This is a genomic window from Methylobacterium sp., from assembly GCF_028290105.1.
Taxonomy (GTDB): domain Bacteria; phylum Pseudomonadota; class Alphaproteobacteria; order Rhizobiales; family Beijerinckiaceae; genus Methylobacterium.
Genome location: NZ_JAQGKL010000161.1, coordinates 1 through 23,144, shown reverse-complemented (window position 1 = coordinate 23,144; position 23,144 = coordinate 1). Strand labels below are relative to the sequence as shown.

Sequence of the window (23,144 nt, the reverse complement as noted above, 5' to 3'; positions counted from 1 at the left end):
TCAATCCCGCGTCTACGCTGACCCCGAAGGCGGCCGCTCACTGACGCCTGTTCTTATTCGTCAGGCATCAGGACCGCAAATCACCTCGGACAGGGCATCGTCCACCGTCGCGAAGTGATTCGTCCAGTTCGGCAGGGGCGCGCCGAGGATTCTCGTCAGGAGCGTGCGCCGCAGAGTCGACTCGGGTCGCGCAAGCGCCTCGACGGCCTCGCGCCAGCCCGGCCCGTCGAGGGGGTCGAGGAACTCGGCGAACCCAGCCCCGATCTCCCGGTGGACCGCGAGGTCCGATGCCACGACCGGCAGGCCGCAGGCGGCGGCCTCCACCACCGGCAGGCCATACCCTTCCGCGAAGGAGGGCATCAGCAGGGCCGTGCCCGAGCGCATCAACGCCGCGAGGCCGTGGCTCGACAGGCCGCTCACCTCGGTCACGTGTTCGGCCATGGCGGGGCAGCGCTCCAGCATGTCGATGATGTTCTCGGCCTCCCAGCCGCGCCGCCCCACCAGGACGAGGCGGGGCGTCTCGGCGCCGTGCCGCTCCGCGAGATCCCGCCAGAGATGCAGGAGGGAAAGGTGGTTCTTGCGCGGCTCGATGGTGCCGCAGACCACGAAGGTCGGCCGCGTCGGCGTCAAGGACGGGCCCTCCCCCGCGGGGCGGAAGACGGGTTCGACGCCGAGGAGCGCCACCGTCACGGGCCTTTTCGGAAGTCCGTTCGCCGCGCAGTGCCGAAGGAAACGGTCGCCGACATCGCGCGAATTGACGAGCACGTGGGCGGCATGGCGCGCGATGGTCTCCATGCGGATGCGGTGCCGCCGGGCTTCTCCGGGCCGCCCGTATTCGGGATAGTCGATGGGGATGAGGTCGTGGACGAAGAAGACGGGTCGGATGTCGCGCCGGTCGTAGAGCCAGTCGAAGCGCTCCGGCTTGTCGAGGCGCAGGTGCGAGCTGTGCAGGTAGACCGTCCCGTGCGGCAGGATTTCGGGACCATGCGCCCGCAGAACCGTCGCGACCGTCCGGGCCTGCATCCGCCGCCGGTCCGTTTCGCCGCTTCGGCGCTCCGATGGAGCAAGGGCGGGCTCGACGGGTTCGGTGCCGAGGCTGGCGGCGAGGCGCCGGTAGACCGGGTCCTGCAGGGCATCGAGATCCTCGACCCAGCCCGCCGCGACGGCCTCGACGATCCCGATCGCCTCGGCCCGGTCGAGAACCCGGGGTCCGAAGGCGGTGGAGACGAGGCCGAACCGCGCGCCCTCCTGGGCCAGGACGTGCCGGGCATAGGCGAGATCGACCCGGTCGATCCCGCTCGGACTCGCGTGCCGCAGCCGGGTGATGAGGCGGGTGAGGTCGAAGGCGAGACTGGGGATCGGCGATCTCGGGACGGGCATGATCCTCCGGGTGCGTTCAGGCGCGGGGCCGTATGGCCGCTGTCGCGCCTGGCGCTATATGCGCACACCGAAGCCCGAGGCTACCCGAGTCCGAGGCGAACCGCGGCCGTCGCCGCCAACGAGAGCACCGCCAGTGTCCCCCGGATACCTGCCCTTCGCCGGCGCCCTCGATCTGCCCGCCTATACCTGTGACAATTGCGGGTTCTGGCAGCGGCATTTCGAGGCCCCGGCCGCCTGCCCGATGTGCCTCGATGCGCGCCACGTGGTGCCGCAGAAGGGCTGGCAGTTCTGGAGCGAGCGCGAGGCGCAGGAGCGGTTCCCCTGCCACTGGGAGGAGCTGGAGCCCGGAATCTGGCGGTTCTGGAACGACCCCGTCTCGGGGATCGGCCCCAGCGCCTACCTGATCCAGACCCCGGCCGGGAACATGGGCTTCGAGGCCTGTCCGGTCTTCAGCGAGGCCGCCCTCCAGCACATCAAGGGCCTCGGGGGCATGCAGGTCCTGTCCGCCTCGCATCCTCATTCCTACGGGGCGCTGGTGCAGCTGCAGGACCGCTTCGATCCGGAACTCTGCCTGCCCGCGGCCGACTTCACCTGGAGCGCGGCGCTCCAGGTCTCCTGGCCGTACGACGATTTCCTCGAGCCGCTGCCGGGCCTGGAGCTTCACCGCACCGCCGGGCATTTCGACGGACACGCCGTCCTGTTCGACCGGGCACGGAAGATCGTGTTCTGCGGGGACGCCCTGAAGTTCGAGCTCGACCCGCAGGATTTCCGGCGTGCCCGCACCATCTCCGCGCACAAGGCCTTCGTGCGCGGCGTGCCGCTGACCACGAACGAGTTGCGGCGCTACCGCGACGTGTTCGCCCAGCTCGACTTCACCCAGACCTGGACGCCCTTCGAGCCGGCCGCCAATTGCGGCCGGGCCGAGGTGCTGGCCCTCATCGACGGCATGCTGTCGACCCGCTCGCACGCCGCCCCGGTGCCGCTCGATTCGCTGAGACGCTGAGGGCCTGGGGTCAGCCCCGCGTCGCGGCGGTCTGGCCGAACATCACCTTCTTGGCCTCCTCGCTCATGGTCTTGCCGAAATCCGGGTTGACCTCCGGCGCGCGGGCATAGGCCGCCTTCGTCGCCGGGCGCTCCGCGATCGCGTGGAACCAGCGCTTGAGATGGGGGAAGTCCTCCAGGGTCTGGCCTTGCTTCTCGTATGGCACGATCCACGGATAGGAGGCCATGTCGGCGATCGAATAGTCCGCGCCCGCGACGTAGGCCCGGTCGGCGAGGCGCCGGTCGAGGACGCCGTAGAGGCGGTTCGTCTCCTTGACGTACCGGTCGATGGCGTAGGGGACCTTCTCCGGCGCGTATTGGGTGAAGTGGTGGTTCTGGCCGAGCATCGGCCCGAGGCCGCCCATCTGCCAGAACAGCCATTGCAGCACCTCGGCGCGGCCGGCGATGTCGGGGGCGATGAAGCGGCCGGTCTTCTCGGCGAGATAGAGCAGGATCGCCCCCGACTCGAACAGCGAGACCGGTGCGCCCCCGCCGGCCGGGGCATGGTCGACGATGGCCGGCATGCGGTTGTTGGGCGCGAGCGCCAGGAAATCCGGCTTGAACTGCTCGCCCTTGCCGATGTTCACGGCTTTCAGCGTGTAGTCGAGCCCCGCCTCCTCGAGGAACATCGTCACCTTGTGACCGTTCGGCGTTGGCCAGTAGTAGAGATCGATCATCGCAGTCTCCGTCTGGCGCCCGCGCGGCCTGTCGGTTCGGATCGGTCCGCGACGCCGACGGCGGACGTGGCGCCCGCGCCCTCCCGGGTCAAGCTGGACCGAAGCGTCCAGCAAGGATCGATCGCTCGAATGCTGCGCAATCGCACAAGACTCGATTCAGGGGTGTCGTGCTTGGATTTGATGCCAGCAGGATGAGGTGATGGGATGATCAGCGCGATTGCGGCGAGCAGCAACGGCATCGCGGCCGCGACCCAACGGTTCGCATCCGCGGCCGAGGGCATTGCCGCCATGGGCACGAGCCTGCCGAGCGCGACGCAGGTCGATCTCTCGACCACCGCCGTGCAGATGATGCAGGAGAAGGTGAATATCGGGATGAACACCGCCATCCTGAAATCCACCCTCGATTCGGAGCGCCGGGTGCTCGACATCCTGGCCTAGCGACTTGGGATAGCAATCTGGCCTAGCAACATCGCCGGCAGGCCCGGCATCGAACGGGGAGAGCGCTGACCATGACCATGGCCGTCTCGCTGAACCAGGTCGGTGTCATCCGCGCCACCGAGATCCTGCATCAGGCCCGCAACGACGCCGCCCGACGCCACGAGACGGAGCCGAAGACCGTCTCGGTCGATATCGGCCGTGCCGAGGCTCCGGCGGGCATCGAGACCGCGACGATACCGGCCAGCCAACGCCGTGTCGTCGACCTGCGGATCTAGGGGTGAGCAGGGTTCGGCTTCGATTGCCGACCCGCACCATCCGAAGCGCGATCGTCCCCTGACACCCCGGAACCAGCGCGGGAAATCCAGGCTTTCATCGACCAAGGCGGGAAAACGTTAAGGCGGTTCCGGTCAACTGCTCGCATCGATGGGCGGGGAGAGGTGTCGTGGACGAAAATCGTCGGGGTGCCCGGCGGGCGGATGCCTTCCGGATCGGGGCGCTCCTTCCCGGAGAGGGCGCCGCCGAGATCGACTGCCTGGTCTGGGACCAATCTGAAACCGGCGCGCAGATCGAGGTGGAGGTCGCCGAGACGGTCCCTGACGAATTCACGCTCTCGATGACCGCCTATGCCAAGCCGCGGCGCTGCAAGGTCGCGTGGCGGCGCGGCCGCAAGCTCGGCGTCAATTTCGTCGCTTGAGCGCAGCCGAGCCGGCGCCCGGACGAACAATGCCGCCTTGCCGTCGCGGGGTGAAAACCCTATGACCCTCGAACGCGAAAGCGTGTCGGGGTGTAGCGCAGCCTGGTAGCGCATCTGGTTTGGGACCAGAGGGTCGTAGGTTCGAATCCTATCGCCCCGACCATTCTTACCCGCTGATGGCTCCCTGGAGTTGGACGACCCGATGTCGAGCGCCCGCATCTATCAGCCTGCGAAGGACCCGACCCAGTCCGGGACCGCCCGCACCAAGGCCTGGGTGCTCGCATTCGACCAGGCCGCTCCGCGCGAGACCGACCCGCTGATGGGTTGGACCGGCTCGTCCGACATGCTGCAGCAGGTGCATCTCGAATTCGAGACCCGGGACGAGGCCATCGCCTACGCGACCCGCGCGGGCCTGACCTACCGGGTCGAGGAGCCGCAGAAGCCGATCCTGCGCAAGGGCCTGTCCTACTCGGACAATTTCAAGTTCAACCGCACGGCGCCCTGGACCCACTGAGGCCGCCGGCCCGGCTCGTCAGAGCTGGATCAGGATCGTGACCGCCCCGAAGATCAGGACCGAGCCGACCGCGACGGCGAGAAGGATGAGGGCGGCGCGGGATTCGCGCAGGTCGTCGTTCGTCATGCGCGCAGGCTAACGCCGGATCGCCGCCGCGCCAATCCGCGGCGGGCCGGGATCGGCCGCCTCAAAAGAAGATCGGCCGCGCGCTGGCGTGGTGTTCGGCCAGGACCGCATCGGTGGCCGGATCGATCTCCTTCAGCACCGCGTCGTAGCCCCAGAGATCGGCGAGGTGCTGGAGCACGCGCTTGGCATCGTCCTTCTGCAGGACGATGCGGTTGAGCGCGCGGTGATGCACGATCAGGCGGCGGTCCCCCGTGAGGTCCACGTCCACCACCTCGATATCGGGATCGAGCCAGGCGACGTCGTACTGGCGGGCGAAGGAGCGGCGCATCTTGCGGTACCCACGCTCGTCGTGGATCGCCTCGACCCGCAGTTCCGCCTCGTCCGGATCGTCGACGACGTGGAACAGCCGCATCTCGCGCATCAGCTTGGGCGACAGGAACTGCGCGATGAAGCTCTCGTCGCGGTAATTCGCCCAGATGTCCCGCAGGGTCGCCATGGCGTCGCCGGTGCCGGCGATCTCGGGGAACCACTGCCGGTCCTCGTCGGTCGGCTGCTCCACGATGCGGGCGATGTCCTGCATCATGGCAAAACCGATGGCGTAGGGGTTGTGGCCGCTGTAGCCGCGCTCGTTGTAATTCGGCTGGCGCACGACGTTGGTGTGCGACTGCAGGAATTCGAGATAGGCCGCCTCGCCGATCAGGCCCTTCTCGGAGAGCGAATTCATGATCCGGTAGTGGCAATAGGTGGCGCAGCCCTCGTTCATCACCTTGGTCTGGCGCTGCGGGTAGAAGTACTGCGCCACGAGCCGCACGATGCGCAGGATCTCGCGCTGCCAGGGCCGCAGCCGGGGCGCCGCCTTCTCCAGGAAGTAGAGGATGTTTTCCTGGGGCAGTTCGAGGAGCGCCTTGCGCTGCTCGACGGCGGCATCGGGGCGCCCCGACGCGATCTTCTGCGGCAGGGTGCGCCAGAGGTCGTTGTAGATCTGCTCGCCGTGCTCGGCGCGCTCGCGCTCGCGGCGCTGCTCCGAGGCGAGGTCGGGCCGCTTCTTGCGCGGATAGCGGTGGACACCCTGGCTCATCAGCGCGTGGGCCGCGTCCAGCACCGCCTCCACGGCGGCGTGGCCGTGGCGCTCCTCGCAGCGCGTGATGAAGCCCTTGGCAAAATCGAGGTAATCGAGGATGCCCTCGGCGTCGGTCCACTGCTTGAACAGGTAGTTGTTCTTGAAGAAGTGGTTGTGGCCGAAGGCGGCGTGGGCGATCACCAGGGTCTGCATCGTCGCCGTGTTCTCCTCCATGATGTAGGAGATGCACGGATCAGAGTTGATGACGATTTCGTAGGCCAGCCCCATCATCCCGCGGCGGTAGCCGGATTCGTGCTGGGCGAAGTGCTTGCCGAAGGACCAGTGCTTGTAGAACAGCGGCATGCCGATCGACGCGTAGGCGTCGAGCATCTGCTCGGCCGTGATGATCTCGATCTGGTTGGGATACCAGGACAGCCCGAGTTCCGGCCCGGCAATGGCCTCGCAGGCGTCGTGGATGCGCCGGATCGTGTCGAAGTCCCAGTCGTTCCCGGTGAAGAGCGGCTGCTGGCCCCCGGAGAGCCGCTGGGGCGTGGGGCGGATGATGCTGCCGACCATGTCGATGGGCCTTCCTCGCCGGGTCCGTGTTTCGCGGGGTCCGTGTCTCGCGGTCGTGAGGCGCTAGGCTTCCGCCTCCGCCCGGGCGTCCTTGCGCCCGAACAATTCGCGGAACACCGGGTAGATGTCGCGCCGGTGGTTGACCTTGCGCATGGCGATGGGCGCGCCGGTCTTGGCCAGACCCTCGTAGGTCCGCCACAGGGTGGTGCGGTGCTCCACGAACCCGGCGCGCGGGCCGTTCTCGTCACCGACCTCCAGATAGGCGAAGTGCTGGCACGCCGGCAGGATATGGGCGCGCAGCAGCTCGGTGGAGGTCGGCCCGTCGCTCGACACGTTGTCGCCGTCCGAGGCCTGGGCCGCGTAGATGTTCCAGTCGTCGGGCGAGTAGCGCTCGGCGATGACGCGCTTCATCTCCACCAGCGCCGAGGAGACGAGGGTGCCGCCGGTCTCGCGGGATCCGAAGAAGGTGTCCTCGTCCACCTCCGTCGCCTTGTCGGTGTGGCGGATGAAGACGATCTCCACGTGGCGGTAGCGCCGCGTCAGGAAGATGTGCAGCAGGATGTAGAAGCGCTTGGCCAGGTCCTTCATGTGCTCGGTCATCGAGCCGGAGACGTCCATCAGGCAGAACATCACCGCCTGCGCCACCGGGCGCGGATAGGTCTCGAAGCGGCGATAGCGCAGGTCGAGGGGATCGACGTACGGGATGCGCTTGGTGCGCTCGCGCAGGCCCGAGAGGGCCAGCAGCAGGTTCGGCAACTCCGGGTCGCTCGATGGCGTCTCGGCAATGCGGGCTTCCAGCGCCGCGATCTCGTCGGGTTTCGGCCGCTTCAGGGCGATCCGGCGGGACATGGAATTGCGCAGGGTCCGGGTCAGCGCGAGGTTGGCCGGCGAGCCCGAGGTCGTGTAGCCGGCTCGGCGCAGCCCGTCCGTCTCCACCACCGAGAGTCGGCGCTTGGCGAGATCCGGAAGTTCCAGGTCTTCGAGGAAGAGTTCGAGGAACTCGTCGCGGGTCAGCACGAAACGGAAGGCGTCCTCGCTGTTCTCCGAGCCCTCGCCGCCCTCCCCCGAGCCCCTGCCGCCGCCTCCGGAGGGCGGGCGCTCGATGCGGTCGCCCTCCACGTAGGTCTTGTTACCGGGCAGGATGTGATCGTGCAGGCCCGTGCCGGGCTGGCGCGCGAAGCGGGGCTCACGGACCCCGTCTGCTGGCACCGAGACCCGGCCATCCTTGCCGAGATCCTTGATGTCCTTCTCCCGCGCGGATTCCCGCACGGCGCGCTGGGCCACATCCTTCACGCGGCGCAGGAAGCGCTGGCGGTTGGCGAGGCTCTTGCCCCCGGGATTCAGACGACGGTCGACGATGTGCATCCGGTGTGTGTGCCTTCGCCCTCAAGACCAATGTGGGATCGACTGGCCGGGGCGGCCCTGCGGCCGCCCCCTCACCCTTCGGACAGGGCCAATCGGCCCTACCCCGCCTGCTTCACCCGCATGTACCACTCGACCAGGCGGCGGACCTGCCGATCGGTGTAGCCGCGCGCCACCATCCGGTCGACGAACTCGCCGTGCTTCTTCTCGGTCTCGCCGTCCTTCTTCGAACCGAAGGAAATGACGGGCAGCAACTCTTCGACCTGGCTGAACATGCGCCGTTCGATGACCTCGCGCAGCTTCTCGTAGGAGGTCCACGAGGGGTTGCGGCCGCCGTGCTGCGCCCGCGAGCGCAGGGCGAACTTGACGACTTCGTTGCGGAAATCCTTCGGATTGGCGATGCCGGCCGGCTTCTCGATCTTGGTCAGCTCCTGGTTCAGCAACTCGCGGTTGAGAAGCTGGCCGGTCTCCGAATCCTTGAAGTCCTGGTCCTCGATCCACGCGTCGGCATAGTCGATGTAGCGGTCGAACAGGTTCTGGCCGTAATCGTGGTAGGATTCGAGATAGGCCTTCTGGATCTCGTGACCGATGAACTCCGCGTAGCGCGGGGCCAGTTCCGTCTTGATGAACTCCAGGTAGCGCTTCTCGGTTTCCGGCGGCAGTTGTTCGCGCCGCAAGGCCTGTTCCAGCACGTACATGAGGTGGACGGGGTCAGCCGAGACTTCCGTGGTGTCGTGGTTGAAGGTCGCCGCCATCACCTTGAAGGCGAAGCGGGTGGAGATCCCGTCCATGCCCTCGTCGACGCCGGCCGCGTCCTTGTATTCCTGCATCGAGCGGGCGCGGGGATCGACCTCACGCAGGGACTCGCCGTCGTAGACGCGCATCTTCGAGAAGGCGTTCGAGTTGGCGTGCTCGCGCAGCCGCGAGAGCACCGAGAAGCGGGCCAGCATCTCGAGGGTGCCCGGCGCGCATGCGGCGTCGGACAGTTCCGAGCCGGAGACCAGCTTCTCGTAGATGCGCTGTTCCTCCGTCACCCGGAGGCAATAGGGCACCTTGATCACGTAGATGCGGTCGATGAAGGCTTCGTTGTTCTTGTTGGTCTTGAAGGTCTGCCACTCGGACTCGTTCGAGTGGGCCAGGATCACGCCCGTGAACGGAATCGCGCCGATATTCTCGGTGCCGACATAGTTGCCCTCCTGCGTCGCGGTGAGCAGGGGGTGCAGCATCTTGATCGGCGCCTTGAACATCTCGACGAATTCGAGAACGCCCTGGTTCGCCCGGTTGAGGCCGCCGGAGTAGGAATACGCATCCGGGTCCGCCTGGGACAGGGTCTCGAGGCGGCGGATATCGACCTTGCCGACGAGGCTGGAGATGTCCTGGTTGTTCTCGTCGCCGGGCTCGGTCTTGGCGATGCCGATCTGGCGCAGGCGCGAGGGCCGGACCTTGATCACCTTGAACTTCGAGATGTCGCCGTTGAACTCGTCGAGGCGCTTGAGGGCCCAGGGGCTCATCAGGCCGGTGAGGCGGCGCCGCGGGATGCCGTAGCGCTCCTGAATCTCCGCCCCCATCGTCTCGGGGTCGAACAGCCCGAGCGGGCTCTCGAACACGGGAGAGACTTCGTTGCCGGCCTTCAGCACGTAGATCGGATGGGTCTCCATCAGCGCCTTGAGGCGCTCGGCGAGGGAGGACTTGCCGCCGCCGACGGGGCCGAGCAGGTAGAGGATCTGCTTGCGTTCCTCCAACCCCTGCGCCGCGTGGCGGAAGAACGAGACGATGCGCTCGATCGTCTCCTCCATGCCGTAGAATTCGGCGAAGGCGGGGTAGATCCGGATGGTCCGGTTCATGAATACGCGCCCGAGGCGCGCATCCTTCGCCGTGTCCACGAATTCCGGCTTGCCGATCGCCTCGAGGATGCGCTCGGCCGCGGTGGCGTACATCAACGGTTCGTCGCGGCAGGCCTCGAGAAATTCGGAGAGGCTCATCTCCGTATCGCGGCGTGCCTCGTACCCACGAGTGAAGCTCTGGAACAGGTCGTTCGTCGACGGCATAGGCTTTCCGATCCCCTCACGACAGCGACAGCTTCATCCTGTCTCGCCTTGGATGCAACTGACAGGCCCAGTTTTGTCGCAGCGCAGTGACGACGAAATTTCGGCGTGTGATGCGTGCCACAGTGCAACATCCCGGCCTGCCCATCGGGTTCGGTCGCCGGGGCCGGCGGCGGATGTGCCGCGGCCCCGGAGGACGCTCAGAGGTCGGTGGCGTCCTTCTTCGGGGCGGTGTCGGTCTTGGCCGCGCCGACCGTGATCTTGATGTTCTGGGTCTGGACGTTGCCGTCGGAATCCTTGACGTCGACCGTCACTTCGTCGCTGCCCGTGAAGCCGTCCTTGCTCTGGTAGAACACCGCCTGCACGGCCGCCTCCTTGCCGGGGCAGCGGTACTTGGCCGGGGTCTTGATCTTGCCGACCTTGGTGATCAGCGAGCCGTTCTTGGGCGCGCCGCTCACCCGGATCTCGGGCATCGGGCCGGACGAGCAATCCTTCTTGAGGTTCGGCACGATGGCGAGGCGCACGCTCTTGCCGGAGGTCGCGGTCTCGCTGCGCGTCACCGTGGTCTGGGCCAGGGCCGGTGTCGCGAGCAGGATTCCGGCGGCGAGGAGGGTTGCGGAACGGGCGAGCAGCATGCGGGACGAACTCCGGTGATCGCAGGCGGTCCGCGCGGGGCGCGGCGGACTTGGCCCGCGTCCAAGGGATGTGGGGATGGCGAGCACGGCCGTCGAGTGGGCGCTCGCCCGCGACCCGCGCCCGATGCCCTTAAGCGTCGGCCTCGGGCGGCAGGCTCAGGCGCTCGACGGCGGTGCGGCAGGCGCGCAGGTCGGCCAGCGCGTCCTCGAGTGCCGCTCGATCCTCGGGCGGGATGCCGTCGCCGTGCGGCAGGTCGCCGACGGGGGTTCCGTCCACCTCCTGCAGCGAGGGAGCGGCGGCCTCGGCCTCCCCGCGCCCGACCGATTGCACGAAGCGCAGGCCGCGCTCGCGCAGGACCCCCTGGGCGCCCTTGATGGTGTAGCCCTGCCCGTGCAGCAGGCGCTTGATGCCCTTCAGCAGGTCGACGTCGTCGGGCCGATAATAGCGCCGGCCGCCGGCCCGCTTGACCGGGCGGATCTGGCTGAAGCGCGTCTCCCAGAAGCGCAGGACGTGCTGCGGCACGTCGAGGTCGTCGGCGGCTTCCTTGATGGTGCGAAAGGCGCCTGCGCTCTTCTCGGGCATCTCGCGCACGGTCGCCTCCCCCTCGCGCTGGGCGGGCTTGGGCTCGTCGATCCGCGCGGCGAGGGACATGACGGACCTACTCGTCGTCGTGCTCGGCGGCGCCGTTCAGGCCGTTGATCCGGGCCTTCAGGACGTTCGAGGGCTTGAACACCATGACCTGTCGCGGCTCGATCGCCACCTCGACGCCGGTCTTCGGGTTGCGCCCGACCCGGCGGCCCTTGCTGCGCACCACGAAGGAACCGAAGGAGGACAGCTTCACCGTCTCGCCGCCGGCGAGGCAGGTGCAGATCTCGGAGAGCACGGTCTCGACGAGGGCGGAGGACTCGGTCCGCGAGAGGCCGACCTGCTGGTAGACGGCCTCGCTCAAATCGGCGCGTGTGACCGTCTTTCCCGACATGCGAAGTTCCCCGAGGCGATTCGTGTTTTCTTGGTATCTCTATGATCGCGCACGCTAATCGGCGTTCCGGCCGGGGTCAACAGCGTGTTTGCCTTAAGCGAGCCGCGAGCCCCTGCTACCAACGGATCAGGGCTGCACCCCAGGTGAATCCGCCGCCGATGGCCTCGATCATCACAAGGTCGCCCTGTTGGATGCGCCCGTCCTTACGGGCGACGTCGAGGGCGAGCGGGATCGAGGCGGCCGAGGTGTTGCCGTGCCGGTCCACGGTGAGCACGACCTTGTCGCGGGCGATGCCGAGCTTGTCGGCCGATGCCTCGATGATCCGGCGGTTGGCCTGGTGCGGCACGAACCAGTCGAGGTCGTCGGCGGTGGTGCCCGACGCCCGGAAGGCGTCGTCGATCACGTCGGTGACGGAGCCGACGGCGAAGCGGAACACCTCCTTGCCGGTCATGCGCAGATGGCCGGTGGTGGCGGTGGAGCCCGGCCCGCCATCGACGTAGAGCTTGTCCCGGTGGCGCCCGTCTGAGCGCAGGCTCGCGGTGAGCACGCCGCGATCGGCGGACGTGCCCTCCCCTTCCCGCGCCTCCAGCACGATGGCGCCGGCCCCGTCGCCGAACAGCACGCAGGTGGTGCGGTCCTCCCAATCGAGGATTCGCGAGAAAGTCTCGGCGCCGATGACGAGGGCGCGCTTGGCGCTTCCCGTGCTGAGGAACTTGTCGGCGGTGGTCACGGCGTAGACGAAGCCGGCGCAGACCGCCTGGACGTCGAAGGCGAAGCCGCCGCGCATGCCCAGAGCCGCCTGGATCTCGGTGGCGGTGGACGGAAAGGTGTGGTCGGGCGTCGAGGTCGCGCAGATGACGATGTCGATGTCGTCCGCCGTGAGGCCGGCATCGTCGAGGGCGGCCTGCGCCGCGCGGGCCCCGAGCACGGAGGTGGTCTCGCCGGCATCCGCCAGGTAGCGCTGCCGGATGCCCGTGCGCTGCACGATCCATTCGTCGGAGGTGTCGACGGTGCGGCTCAGTTCCTCGTTGGTGACGCATCGGGCCGGCAGGGCGGAGCCGCCGCCGACCACGACCGAGCGCAGGACCGTCATAGCGAGAGGACCGTCATCGCGGCGTCCTTCCAGTTCGCGGATGCGCTCACGACGAGGCCCCCGCCGGCGTCAGGTCGAGCATGTCGCGGATGGTGCGCATCAGGTCGTGCCGGGCCATGTCGTGGGCCAGGTCGACGGCGGCGGCGAAGCCGTGCGCGTCCTCCGAGCCGTGGCTCTTGATGACGATCCCCTCGAGGCCGAGGAACACGCCGCCGTTGGCCCGGCTCGGGTTCATCTTCTCCCGCAGGGCCTTGAAGGCGTGGCGGGCGAAGAAGTAGCCGATCTTGGCCGACAGGGTCCGGCTCATGGCGGCGCGCAGGTAGCTGCCGATCTGCTTGGCGGTGCCCTCGGCGGTCTTCAGGGCGATGTTGCCGGTGAAGCCCTCCGTGACGACGACGTCCACCGTGCCCTTGCCGAGGTCGTTGCCCTCGACGAAGCCATGATAGGCGAGGTTCGGCAGGTCGGCCTCGCGCAGGGTGCGGGCGGCTTCCTTCACCGCCTCGTTGCCCTTCATCTCCTCGGTGCCGACGTTGAGGAGGCCCACCGTCGGGCGGTCGAGGTCGAACACGATCCGGGCCATGGCCGCGCCCATCACCGCCATCTCGACGAGGTGCTCGGCATCGGTGCCGATGGTGGCGCCGACATCCAGCACCACGCTCTCGCCCCGCACGGTGGGCCAGAGGCAGGCGATGGCGGGGCGCTCGATGCCCGCGAGGGTCTTCAGGCAGATCTTCGACATCGCCATCAGGGCGCCGGTGTTGCCGGCGGAGACGGCGGCATCTGCCTCTCCGTCCTTGACCGCCTGGATGGCGCGCCACATCGAGGATTTGCCGCGCCCCGCGCGCACCGCCTGGCTCGGCTTGTCGTCCATGGCGATCGCCACCGTGGTGTGGCGGATCTCCACTGCGCCCTTCAGGCGCGGCTCGGCGGCCACCAGGGGCGTCAGGATGGCCTCGTCCCCGAACATCAGGAACGTCATCTCGGGATGGCGCTCGCGGGCGATGGCGGCGCCCGGCACCACGGTCGTGGGGCCGTGGTCGCCGCCCATGGCGTCGAGCGAGATGCACACTCTCTGGGACATGTCGGGTGGCCGATGGCCTCTGGTCGCGGATGGGAGGTGCCCCTGCGCGGAAGGGCGGACCTGCTTGGATAAGGCGAAAGTCGAGCGGGGCCGCGCGGGAACCGCCGGCCCCATGCCGGGCGCGGCGGAAAATAACCATTGGCGACCGTCGGGCAAACGAATTCTGCGCCCGTGGCCGAACGGCGTCTCCCCGGCCGACGCGTCAGGGCTCAGTCGTTGTCCGGCTTCAGGGCGCGCAGGGCGGCGAGCGGCGGCTCGTCCATGTCCTCAACATGAGGCTCGAAGCTGGTGCCGGGCTTGCGCGGATAGGGATCGAGCCCGAGGGCCAGGAACTCGGCCGTGATGGTGCCGAAATCGATCTTGCCGCCGACGATGGCGTCCGGAACGTCAGCATCCTCGGCATCGGTCCCCGCGAGCTGGTCGGTATCCGTGAACAGGACGTCCACGGGTTCCTCGACCGGACCCTCGAAGGGATCGAGGCTCACCGAGCAGATCTGGGTCAGCAGGGCCTTCACGGTCCCGCGCACCCGGAAGGCGGAAGGCGGGCCGCTGGTCTCGAAGTCGCCGACGAGCTCGCGGATCCCGGGAATCTTGAAATCCTCGGCCAGGGCCGCGCATTCCTCCGGGGTCGCCGTCACGATGAGGCGTCCGTCACTGCGCCTCAGGCGGTCGACGCTGGTGGGTCGCGAAAGCGGGCCGGGCGTCTGGTGGCGTGCCGCCGGTTCGTGCCGGGTCATGGTGTCGTCCGCGTTGAGAGGGCGCCTGGCTCTGCCCGGGAAGTGGCGAAGGGGTCGGGCGATGGGAAGGGCGGGCCGGTCTCGATCAGCCCGTCGAGGCTGGTTTCCGACAGGGCTGCGGCGGCGGCCTGGACGTAGCACGTGAGGCTGTCGGCGGCGTCGGGCGCCTCGAGGCCCAGGACGTTGCGCGCGAGTGCCGCCCGCAGGGCCGCCACGTCGCCCGCGTCGAGCGCGGCGTCGTAGCCTTCCGCCCGGCCGTAGAAGGCCGCGCCGAGCTTCTTCATGCGCTTGGGGACGCCGAAATCCCCGATGCCGGATTCCCGCAGCGACGAATCGAGCTGGAGGAACACCGAATTCACGAGATCCTGCGCCACGTCCGCGGCCGGCTCCGGCAGATCCTTGAGGCGTCGCAGCACCAGGATGACGTGCAGGATCAGGCACTCGAAGCGCCCCTCCAGGGAGTCGGGCACGCCGAGTTCCGTGTAGAGGCCGGGTTGGCGCGACGCCGTGTTGATGCGGTGGTGCAGCGCCTCGATCGCCCGCTCGCGCGGCCTCGACCGGCCGAGTGTGCGCAGGCGATCGACGAGTCCGGCGATCATGCGCTCACTCCCCGTCGAGCAACCGCGGGACGGACGATATCGGCCGGGGGGTGTGGCCGCGCTTGCCTTGTCAAAACCATAACCCCGCGTTACGGCAGCCAACGGTCAAGGTGCAACCTCCTTCGCGTATCTTCGGTGTGTCGGGGGCGAGATCGAAGCCGCACACGCGTTCAGTTCCTCACGGTAAGCTAAGGGTGGCCGATGTCGCGCCGTTTCGTCTCGTCGCTCGCTCGCCTCGCCGTCCTCGGTATGATCGGGGCCGGTGTCTCCGCCTGCATCGGCGAGGACATCCGCCACGGCTACCAGATCGATCAAGCCGCCCTGGCCACGGTCAAGCCCGGCATGAGCGCCGAGCAGGTCCTGCAGATCCTGGGCACGCCCTCCACCGTTTCCACCGTCGGCAACAAGTCCTGGTACTACATCAGCCAGAACACCCGCCGCACCGTCCTGTTCCTCGGTGAGCAGGTCGAGGACCAGAAGGTCACGGCCGTCTACTTCACGGGCGCCTTCAAGGTCGAGCGCGTGGCCCTATACGGCCTGCAGGACGGAAAGGTGTTCGACTTCATCGAGCGCACCACGCCGACCAGCGGCGCCGACCGCGCCTTCATCAGCCAGCTCTTCCGCGGCCTGACCAAGTACGAGCCCTTCGGCAGCGGCGCGGGCGCCAGCGTGGTCCCGGGCGCCAATCGCGGCCTCTAGGACTTTTCGGCGGAGCAGGCGCCTGCTCCGCAGGCTTCGTCCGACCTCCGCCGTGTCGGGTGTCCCCGGCTCTGGGCACCCGCTCCACACGATCCAGACCCGTCGCGTGATCGGCCTCCACGGCCGACCCTCCGACGCGTAGGGGCCTCTCACCGATGCCGTTTCGCGAAGCATTCCTGATCGAGGGCGGCGAGACCGGCGCGATCCTGCGCGAGCACGACTGGTCCGCTTCCCCGTTGGGCGCGCCCGCCACCTGGCCCCCGGCCCTGAAGACCCTGGTCGGTGTCATGCTCGGCTCGAAGCAGCCGATGCTGATCGTCTGGGGGCCGGACTACATCACCCTCTACAACGACGGCTACGCCGCCATGTGCGGCGCCCGCCACCCCGCCACCCCGCCGCCCTCGGCGGGTCCTTCCGCGACCTCTGGCACGACATCTGGGATGCGGTCGAACCGATCCTCGTACGGGCCTATGCGGGCGAGGCGACGCATCGGGACGGCATCGCCTTCATCATGCATCGCAACGGCTACCCGGAGGAGACGTTCTTCTCGTTCGGCTACACGCCGGTACGCGACGAGGCCGGCCGGGTCGCCGGCATGTTCTGCGTCTGCACCGAGACGACGGGGCGGCTTCAGGCCGAGCGGGAGGCCAGCGCCGGGCGTCGGCGCCTGGAACAGCTCTTCGCCCAGGCCCCGAGCTTCATGGCGGTCCTGCGCGGACCCGACCACCGCTTCGAACTCGCCAACCCGGCCTATCTGCGCCTTGTCGGCGACCGGCCGGTGATCGGCCGGACCGTGGCGGACGCCCTGCCCGACGCCGTCGCGCAGGGCTATCTCGATCTCCTCGACACCGTCTACCGCAGCGGCGAGGCCTTCACCGCCACGGCCTCGCCGATCACCCTGCAGGCGCAGGCCGACGGTCCCGCGAGCGAACGCTACCTCGACTTCGTCTATCAGCCGATCTTCAACGACGACGGCGCCGTCACCGGGATCTTCGTCGAGGGCGTCGACGTCACGGATCGCGCGCTGGGAGAAATCGCCCTGCGCCGCAGCGAGGCGGAGCTGCGCTACCTCAACGCCGATCTCGAGCGCCAAGTCATCCTGCGGACGCACGAGCGCGGCCTGACCTGGCAGGTCAGCCCCGACCTCCTCGGCGTGTTTCACCCGGACGGCTATTTCGAGCGGGTGAACCCCGCCTGGGAGATCGTGCTCGGCCGCACCGAATCCGAGATCGCCGGCCGGCCGCTGCGCGACCTGATCCATCCGGACGATTGGCCACGTACCCGCGCGGCGATCGACGCGCTGGCCGAGAACGACCCGGTGTTCCGGTTCGAGAACCGCTACCGCACCCGCGACGGGCTCTATCGCTGGATTTCCTGGACGGCGGTGCCCGAGGGCGGGCGGGCCTATTGCAGCGGCCGCGACATCACCGAGGACAAGGCCCGGGAAGCTGCCCTGGACCAGGCCCAGGACGCCCTGCGCCAGGCGCAGAAGATGGAGGCGGTGGGCCAGCTGACCGGCGGGGTCGCTCACGACTTTAACAATCTCCTCACCGTCATCAAGTCCTCCACCGACCTGCTCAAGCGGCCGGGCCTGCCGGAAGAGCGCCGCCGGCGCTACGTCGATGCGATCGCCGATACGGTGGCGCGCGCCGCCAAGCTCACCGGGCAGCTCCTCGCCTTCGCGCGGCGTCAGGCGCTCAAGCCCGAGATCTTCAATGTCGGGACGAGTGTCGCGGCGATCAGCGAGATGGTCGGCACCCTCACGGGCGTGCGGATCGCCATCGTGGTCGAGGTGCCGGACGAGCCGTGCTACGTGCACGCCGATCCGAGCCAGTTCGACACCGCCCTGGTGAACATGGCGGTCAATGCCCGCGACGCCATGGAGGGCCAGGGCCGGCTGATCATCCGGGTCCGGGCCAGCGAGGGGATCGCGCCGCTCGGCATCGCCGCCGGGGCCTTCGTGGCGGTGTCTCTCACCGATAGCGGCGCCGGTATCGCCGCCGGAGACCTGCACCGGATCTTCGAGCCCTTCTACACCACCAAGGGTGTCGGCCAGGGTACGGGCCTCGGCCTCAGCCAGGTCTTCGGCTTTGCCAAGCAGTCGGGCGGCGAGGTCTTCGCCGAAAGCGTGCCGGGCGAAGGCGCCACCTTCACGCTCTACCTGCCGCGCGTCGCGGGCGGGCCAGCGGCCGAGGCGGTTCCGGAAGACGCCGAGCCACTGACGGACGGGCACGGCACCTGCGTGCTGGTGGTGGAAGACAATCCCGACGTCGGGGGCTTCGCGACCCAGACCCTGGCGGAACTCGGCTACCACACGGTCTGGGCCACCAACGCGGCGGACGCTCTCCGCCAGATCGAGAGGATCCCCTACCGCTTCGAGGTGGTGTTCTCCGACGTGGTGATGCCGGGCATGAACGGGATCGAGCTCGCCAAGGAGATCGCCAGGCGGCGGCCCGATCTGCCGGTGGTGCTCGCCAGCGGCTACAGCCATGTCCTGGCCGCGGAAGGCAGTCACGGCTTCGAGCTGTTGCACAAGCCGTATTCGGTGGAGCAGCTCTCGCGCGTCCTCAGGAAAGCCGTCGCCCAGAGCCGCGAGCGTCGCCGACGCCTCTCCTAGCGCGTGTGTCCTAGCGCGTGGACTGTGCGTTCGGCTCGCCACGGTCGAGGCGCGCGATCAGGCCGGCGAAGAGGTCGATCCCCTCGTCCTCCGGTGGGGCCGCGAAGGTCGCCTGCAGGCCGCCGGCGAGGCTGGCGACCAGCGGATGGCAGCGGGTGCCGATGCGCCGCGCGCGGCGTCCCTGGTCGTTCCCGGTGGAGGAGGCGACGAGGCCGACGGGTCGTGGCTCTTGCGTCGTGTCCATGCCCAGAGGCTCCCGCGCGGTGCGACGTTTTATCAAAGGTTAACGTGGCGCAAATCTCGTGCGTCAGGCAACCCCGACGCCGCCATCGCCTCCGATTTTAGGGGCCTGCTGTGGCGGCCTCACCACGGTGCCTGCCGCATCGAGGATCGCGGCGGGACTGAGGAACAGGTGCGCGGGCTCACGCGAAGCCAGTGCCTCGGCGCGGGTATAGCCCCAGGCCACCGCACCGAACGCGCAGCCGACGTCGCACGCCGCCAGGTGGTCGCGGATCTCGTCGCCGACATACAGGGTCTCCCGGGGAGCGGCGCCCGCATCGCGGATCATCGCCCGCAGGCGCCGGGCCTTTCCGAACAGCGATGCCCCGCAGGCATAGTGGCCGAAGCGCGCCGCGTCGGACGGCCCCAGGGCTTGCCGGACATTGGCTTCGAGGTTCGAGCTCGCGATCCCGAGGCGCACGCCCTCAGTCTCCAGGGTAGCCAGCACGGCGCGCATGCCGGGAAAGACAGGAATCGCGCCGATGTCGCGGCGGGCGAGCCGATGCATGTGCCGGGTGATGAAGGGCAGCTTCCAGGCCGGGATGCCGAGGTGGCGGACGATGCCGCGCGCGTCCATGGCGCGCAGGCTCTCGCTCTCGTGCGCGGCGATGCGGCGAAATCGGTAGCGGTCGGCGACATCGTTGATGACGGAGGCGAACCACGGATAGCTGTCGGCCAGGGTCCCGTCGAAATCGAACACGACGAGCCGGTAGGGATGCGCCATCAGGAGCGGAGATTGCCCACCGGCACGACGAGCCGCATCACGAGGCCTCCCGGCGCCCAATCCTGCTCGAGGGTGCCGTCGAGCTGGCCCGCCACGCTGCGCTGGGCCAGCACGGTGCCGAAGCCCTGCCGGGTCGGTGGCCCGGCGACCGTCGGCCCGCCGCTCTCCGCCCAGGTCAGGGTGTAGGATTCGCCGTCCCGCCGACCGGTGAGGAGCACTGTCCCGGTCTCGGTCGAGAGCCCGCCATACTTCATCGCGTTGGTGGCCTGCTCGTGCATGATGAGCGCCAGCGCCGTGGCGGTGCGCTCGCCCAACGCGACGTCGTCGCCCGCGAGGGTGATCCGCTCGCGTCCGTTCTGCGTGTAGGGCGCCATGATCAGGCGCATCAAGCCGAACAGCGTCTGGCCCTTCACGGCCGGTGCACTGGCCGGCGAGTGCGGCCGGACGTATTCGTGGGCCTGCGCCAGGGCGCCGAGGCGCTCGCGGAAGGCGGCGACGAACGGCCGGGCCGCCGGGTCGGTTCGCGCGGTCAGCCCGGCGATACCGCCCACCACCGCGAAGATGTTCTTGATCCGGTGCGAGAGCTCCTTGATCAGCAGGTCGCGCGCCTCCTCGCCACGCTTGCGCTCGCGCAGGTCTCGGGTGACGGTGGCGTAGCCGACGAACGCGCCCGCGTCGTCGCGCACGCGGAAGATGTTGTAGAGGACCGCGATCCCCTCCCCCGTGCCGACATGGCGAAACGCGAGTTCGCCCTCCCACCAGCCCTGCCGCTCCACCGCCGGCAGCACCGTGCCGGTGACGAGGGCCTGGCTCTCGGGCATGACGTAGTCGGTGATACGGGTTCCGGTGACGGCCGCGATGTCGGGCAGCCCGACGAGGCGGCGACCGGCCGCGTTGATGTGCTGCATGATGCCCTGCCGGTCGGCCATGCCGATGAAGTCCTGGGACTGCTCGACGATGGCCGCGAGCTTGCGCGCCTCGGCCTCCGCCTGCTTCAGGTCCTCGATGTCCGTGCAGGTGCCGAACCAGCGCTCGATCCGCCCCTCGGTGTCGTGCAGCGGCATCGCCCGCCCCAGGGTCCAGCGGTAGGCGCCCGAATGGTGGCGCAGGCGGTAGGCCACCTCGTAGGGCTCGCCGGTGGCGAGGCTGTGGCGCCAGCGCGACCAGGCACGCTCCTGGTCATCGGGGTGGAACATGCCGTTCCAGGCATCGCCATCCGTCGAACCCTGCGGCACGCCGGTGAATTCGTACCAGCGGTCGTTGTAGAAATCGTGGTGGCCGTCCGGCAGGGTCGTCCAGACCATCTGGGGCATCGCCCCGGTCATCACCCGGAAGCGGCGCTCGCTCGCCGCGAGTTCCGCCTCGCGCGCCTCGACCTCGCTTCGCGTCCGCGTCAGTTCGATCAGGGTGGAGGCCTGCCGCGCCAGGGCTTCCAGGGTCTCGACCTGGGCCGGCGTGAGACCATCCGGCCGCACGACATGATCGAGGACGCACAGGGTGCCGAGGGGCAGGCCCGAGGGCGCACGGATGATGGCCCCCGCGTAGAAGCGCAGGCGGTGCTCGCCGGTCACGAGGGGATTGCCGGCGGTGCGCGGGTCCCGCGTCAGGTCCGGGATCACCAGGAGCGCATCGGCCTCGACCGCATGGGCGCAGATCGACATCTGGCGATCGGTTTCGGACAGGTCGAACCCGACCCGGGCCTTGAACCATTGCCTCTGCGCCTCGACCAGGCTCACCAGCGCGACCGGGGCGGCGCAGACCAGGGCGGCGATGCGGATCAGGTCGTCGTAATGGGTCTCGGGCCCGCTTCGATCGAGGTCGAGATTGCCGAGTTCCGCCAGCCGCTCGGCCTCGGTCCATCCGGTCGTCGAGACTGAGCAGGAAACGGTCGAAGGCAAGCGCGGCAATCCTCGTCGGTCGCCACACATAAGGCTTTCCCGGTGTGGTCGATAGGATCAGGACGCGCAATCGTGAACAATACGTGGGCGCTCTGTTACAGGCGAAAAGTCTGGTGTGTACGCCTGAGGTGAGGGAAGGCGGCTATTGTCTAAAAAGATACAATAGCCGCCTTGCAGAAAGGTCCTGCTCGCGGACCTCCGGTTTAAGTTCCGCTCAGGCGGCCTTGGCCGCGTCGCGGGCCGGGTAGTCGATGTAACCCTCGGGTCCCTGGCTGTACCAGGTCTTCGGCTCATCCTTGTTCAGCGGCGCATGCTCGATCAGGCGGGCCGGCAGATCGGGGTTGGCGATGAACGGACGGCCGAAGGCGATGGCGTCCGCCTGGTTCTCGTCGAGGGCCTTCTGGGCGCTGGCGCCGTCGTAATCGGAGTTCAGGATCAGCGGACCGTCGAAGGCCGCCTTGATCGTCGGCGCGACCGGCGGATGGTTGGAGGTTCCGAAGGTGCCGTTCGGCCCGGGCTCGCGCAGTTCGAGGAAGGCGATGCCGATCTTCGAGAGCGCCGCGGCGGCGGCACCGAACAGGGCGTCCGGGTTGGAATCGTCGACGCCCTGGATCGCGCCGTTGGGCGACAGGCGCACTCCGGTGCGCTCCTTGCCGATGGCGTCGGCCACGGTCTGCGTCACCTCGGTGAGCAGGCGGATGCGGTTCTCCACCGACCCGCCATAGGCGTCGGTGCGGTGGTTCGAGCCGTCGCGCAGGAACTGGTCGATGAGGTAGCCGTTCGCGGCGTGGATCTGCACCCCGTCGAAGCCCGCCTTGATGGCGTTGCGCGCGGCCCGCTCGTAATCGGCACGCAGGCGCGGCATCTCCTCGACGGGGAGCGCGCGGGCCTCCTCGTAGGGCTTCTTGCCCGCGTAGGTGTGGGCGCCGTCCGGCGCCGTGGTGGCCGAGGCGGAGACCGGCTTCTGGCCTCCGAGGAAGTCTGGATGGACGATGCGGCCCATGTGCCAGAGCTGGCAGACGATGCGCCCGCCCGCCTCGTGCACGGCCTGCACGATCGGCTTCCAGGCCTCGACCTGCTCATCGGACCAGATGCCCGGCGCGAAGGGCCAGCCCAGGCCCTCCTGCGAGATGCCGGTGGCCTCGGTGAGGATGATCCCGGCGCTGGCGCGCTGGCGGTAATACTCGACCATGATCGGCGTCGGTACGTGCTCCCGCGTGGCGCGGCCACGGGTCAGGGGGGCCATGAAGACGCGGTTCTTGGCGTCGATCGCGCCGATGCGGATCGGGTCGGAAAGGGAGGGCATGCAGGAGGCTCGCGTTGTTTCAAGGACAAACGGACGGCAATCGGCCTTCGGCGGACGCCGTCAAGTACGTCATTTGGGTTCTGCGGGGCGCGGGGCCAGACGCGTGGATCGCGGGCCCCCGATGCCTGTGCGGGCGCGCACGCGGCGCGTTGGCCGTGGGGAACCGAGGCGGCGCTCCCGTCGAGCCCGACACGAACGCTCCGGTCATCACGTTCGCGAGGGGCGGGAACTCGGAAGGCGACTCAACCGTCGTCAACGCGACTTCGCTCAACGCCGAGTTCGAGCGTCTGCCGACCGAACGGAATGTTGCCCCGATCCATAAGGTGGGCTCATGACGCTATGTCGGTTGGAGCCCCTAATCGTCCACGACCCGGGCGTTACCTTGGAGCCTATCCAAGGTGGCCCGCCAACCCGCCGCGTTCCCCTCCGGCGGCGCGCCCGGCACCGGTCATCCCCCGAACCAGGTCTGGAGACCGAGATGTCGCCTATGGGAGAGAGTGACTTGAGCCGACGGGACCTGATGGCGGGGACGGCGGCCTGCGCCGCCTTGACGGCGGTGCCGGGCGGGGCGCAGGCGCAGGGG

The 23,144-nt window shown here is 68.7% G+C and carries 23 protein-coding genes and 1 tRNA gene; 8 read left to right on the top strand and 16 right to left on the bottom strand.

The features are described 5' to 3' along the window. Positions 1 to 60: 60 nt before the first annotated feature. Complete coding sequence (locus JWQ05_RS11745; RefSeq protein WP_299658626.1) at positions 61 to 1,380, bottom strand: glycosyltransferase family 1 protein; 1,320 nt, start codon at positions 1,378 to 1,380, stop codon at positions 61 to 63. 133 nt (positions 1,381 to 1,513) lie between these two features. Here JWQ05_RS11745 and JWQ05_RS11740 point away from each other — a divergent pair, with 133 nt between their 5' ends. Then, complete coding sequence (locus tag JWQ05_RS11740) at positions 1,514 to 2,383, top strand: MBL fold metallo-hydrolase (protein WP_299658625.1); 870 nt, start codon at positions 1,514 to 1,516, stop codon at positions 2,381 to 2,383. Between the two features lie 10 nt (positions 2,384 to 2,393). On the opposite strand, the gene JWQ05_RS11735 is transcribed toward JWQ05_RS11740, so the two are convergent. Continuing rightward, positions 2,394 to 3,098 (bottom strand): glutathione binding-like protein, encoded by a 705-nt coding sequence (locus JWQ05_RS11735; RefSeq protein ID WP_299658624.1) that lies wholly within the window; start codon positions 3,096 to 3,098, stop codon positions 2,394 to 2,396. Positions 3,099 to 3,302: 204 nt separating this feature from the next. Between JWQ05_RS11735 and JWQ05_RS11730 the strand changes: the two genes are divergently transcribed. The 5 genes from JWQ05_RS11730 (at position 3,303) to JWQ05_RS11710 (ending at position 4,744) form a co-directional block, all read left to right on the top strand. Continuing rightward, positions 3,303 to 3,536, top strand: coding sequence for a hypothetical protein (locus JWQ05_RS11730; RefSeq protein ID WP_299658623.1), 234 nt, complete (start codon positions 3,303 to 3,305; stop codon positions 3,534 to 3,536). A 71-nt stretch (positions 3,537 to 3,607) separates the two neighbouring features. Beyond that, on the top strand, positions 3,608 to 3,811 hold the full coding sequence (locus tag JWQ05_RS11725) for a hypothetical protein (protein WP_299658622.1): 204 nt from the start codon (positions 3,608 to 3,610) through the stop codon (positions 3,809 to 3,811). A gap of 167 nt (positions 3,812 to 3,978) precedes the next feature. Beyond that, positions 3,979 to 4,230 carry a pilus assembly protein PilZ gene (locus JWQ05_RS11720; RefSeq protein WP_299658621.1) on the top strand — a complete coding sequence of 84 codons (252 nt, stop codon included), beginning with the start codon at positions 3,979 to 3,981 and terminating at the stop codon, positions 4,228 to 4,230. 86 nt (positions 4,231 to 4,316) lie between these two features. Further along, positions 4,317 to 4,393: transfer RNA gene (locus JWQ05_RS11715), tRNA-Pro, on the top strand. Between the two features lie 39 nt (positions 4,394 to 4,432). Then, positions 4,433 to 4,744, top strand: coding sequence for an ETC complex I subunit (locus JWQ05_RS11710; RefSeq protein WP_299658620.1), 312 nt, complete (start codon positions 4,433 to 4,435; stop codon positions 4,742 to 4,744). Between the two features lie 187 nt (positions 4,745 to 4,931). On the opposite strand, the gene JWQ05_RS11705 is transcribed toward JWQ05_RS11710, so the two are convergent. From JWQ05_RS11705 to JWQ05_RS11660, 10 genes are all read right to left on the bottom strand, one after another. Beyond that, positions 4,932 to 6,506, bottom strand: a complete 1,575-nt coding sequence (locus tag JWQ05_RS11705; protein WP_299658619.1) for a SpoVR family protein — start codon at positions 6,504 to 6,506, stop codon at positions 4,932 to 4,934. A 63-nt stretch (positions 6,507 to 6,569) separates the two neighbouring features. After that, positions 6,570 to 7,871, bottom strand: coding sequence for a YeaH/YhbH family protein (locus JWQ05_RS11700; RefSeq protein ID WP_299658618.1), 1,302 nt, complete (start codon positions 7,869 to 7,871; stop codon positions 6,570 to 6,572). A 98-nt stretch (positions 7,872 to 7,969) separates the two neighbouring features. After that, entirely contained in the window at positions 7,970 to 9,916 is a 1,947-nt protein-coding gene (locus JWQ05_RS11695) for a PrkA family serine protein kinase (protein ID WP_299658617.1), read from the bottom strand. A 197-nt stretch (positions 9,917 to 10,113) separates the two neighbouring features. Then, positions 10,114 to 10,548 carry a 4-aminobutyrate aminotransferase gene (locus JWQ05_RS11690; protein ID WP_299658616.1) on the bottom strand — a complete coding sequence of 145 codons (435 nt, stop codon included), beginning with the start codon at positions 10,546 to 10,548 and terminating at the stop codon, positions 10,114 to 10,116. 130 nt (positions 10,549 to 10,678) lie between these two features. After that, positions 10,679 to 11,131, bottom strand: coding sequence for a MerR family transcriptional regulator (locus JWQ05_RS11685; RefSeq protein ID WP_299658630.1), 453 nt, complete (start codon positions 11,129 to 11,131; stop codon positions 10,679 to 10,681). A 76-nt stretch (positions 11,132 to 11,207) separates the two neighbouring features. Continuing rightward, the gene (locus JWQ05_RS11680) at positions 11,208 to 11,528 is read right to left on the bottom strand and encodes an integration host factor subunit alpha (protein ID WP_299658615.1); all 321 of its coding nucleotides are present in this window, start codon (positions 11,526 to 11,528) and stop codon (positions 11,208 to 11,210) included. Between the two features lie 115 nt (positions 11,529 to 11,643). Then, positions 11,644 to 12,621 carry a beta-ketoacyl-ACP synthase III gene (locus tag JWQ05_RS11675; RefSeq protein WP_299658614.1) on the bottom strand — a complete coding sequence of 326 codons (978 nt, stop codon included), beginning with the start codon at positions 12,619 to 12,621 and terminating at the stop codon, positions 11,644 to 11,646. 46 nt (positions 12,622 to 12,667) lie between these two features. Then, positions 12,668 to 13,702 (bottom strand): phosphate acyltransferase PlsX, encoded by a 1,035-nt coding sequence (gene plsX, locus JWQ05_RS11670; RefSeq protein ID WP_299658613.1) that lies wholly within the window; start codon positions 13,700 to 13,702, stop codon positions 12,668 to 12,670. 209 nt (positions 13,703 to 13,911) lie between these two features. Continuing rightward, positions 13,912 to 14,439 (bottom strand): DUF177 domain-containing protein, encoded by a 528-nt coding sequence (locus tag JWQ05_RS11665; protein ID WP_299658612.1) that lies wholly within the window; start codon positions 14,437 to 14,439, stop codon positions 13,912 to 13,914. Then, positions 14,436 to 15,038 (bottom strand): ubiquinol-cytochrome C chaperone family protein, encoded by a 603-nt coding sequence (locus JWQ05_RS11660; protein WP_299658611.1) that lies wholly within the window; start codon positions 15,036 to 15,038, stop codon positions 14,436 to 14,438. The genes JWQ05_RS11665 and JWQ05_RS11660 overlap by 4 nt, the downstream gene beginning before the upstream one ends. 201 nt (positions 15,039 to 15,239) lie before the next feature. Here JWQ05_RS11660 and JWQ05_RS11655 point away from each other — a divergent pair, with 201 nt between their 5' ends. Next, entirely contained in the window at positions 15,240 to 15,737 is a 498-nt protein-coding gene (locus JWQ05_RS11655; protein WP_299658610.1) for an outer membrane protein assembly factor BamE, read from the top strand. Between the two features lie 367 nt (positions 15,738 to 16,104). Beyond that, positions 16,105 to 18,354, top strand: a complete 2,250-nt coding sequence (locus JWQ05_RS11650) for a PAS domain-containing protein (RefSeq protein WP_299658609.1) — start codon at positions 16,105 to 16,107, stop codon at positions 18,352 to 18,354. 10 nt (positions 18,355 to 18,364) lie between these two features. Here the strand turns inward: JWQ05_RS11650 and JWQ05_RS11645 are convergent, their stop codons facing one another. The 4 genes from JWQ05_RS11645 to JWQ05_RS11630 all read right to left on the bottom strand — a co-directional run bounded on the left by JWQ05_RS11645 (position 18,365) and on the right by JWQ05_RS11630 (position 22,561). Continuing rightward, positions 18,365 to 18,598, bottom strand: a complete 234-nt coding sequence (locus tag JWQ05_RS11645; RefSeq protein WP_299658608.1) for a hypothetical protein — start codon at positions 18,596 to 18,598, stop codon at positions 18,365 to 18,367. Between the two features lie 63 nt (positions 18,599 to 18,661). Beyond that, positions 18,662 to 19,357, bottom strand: coding sequence for an HAD hydrolase-like protein (locus JWQ05_RS11640; RefSeq protein WP_299658607.1), 696 nt, complete (start codon positions 19,355 to 19,357; stop codon positions 18,662 to 18,664). Continuing rightward, positions 19,357 to 21,255: a PAS domain S-box protein gene (locus tag JWQ05_RS11635; RefSeq protein WP_299658606.1), complete on the bottom strand. Its 1,899-nt coding sequence runs from the start codon at positions 21,253 to 21,255 to the stop codon at positions 19,357 to 19,359. Before JWQ05_RS11635 ends, JWQ05_RS11640 begins: the two co-directional genes overlap by 1 nt. A gap of 214 nt (positions 21,256 to 21,469) precedes the next feature. Further along, entirely contained in the window at positions 21,470 to 22,561 is a 1,092-nt protein-coding gene (locus tag JWQ05_RS11630) for an alkene reductase (RefSeq protein WP_299658605.1), read from the bottom strand. Positions 22,562 to 23,144: the final 583 nt, after the last annotated feature.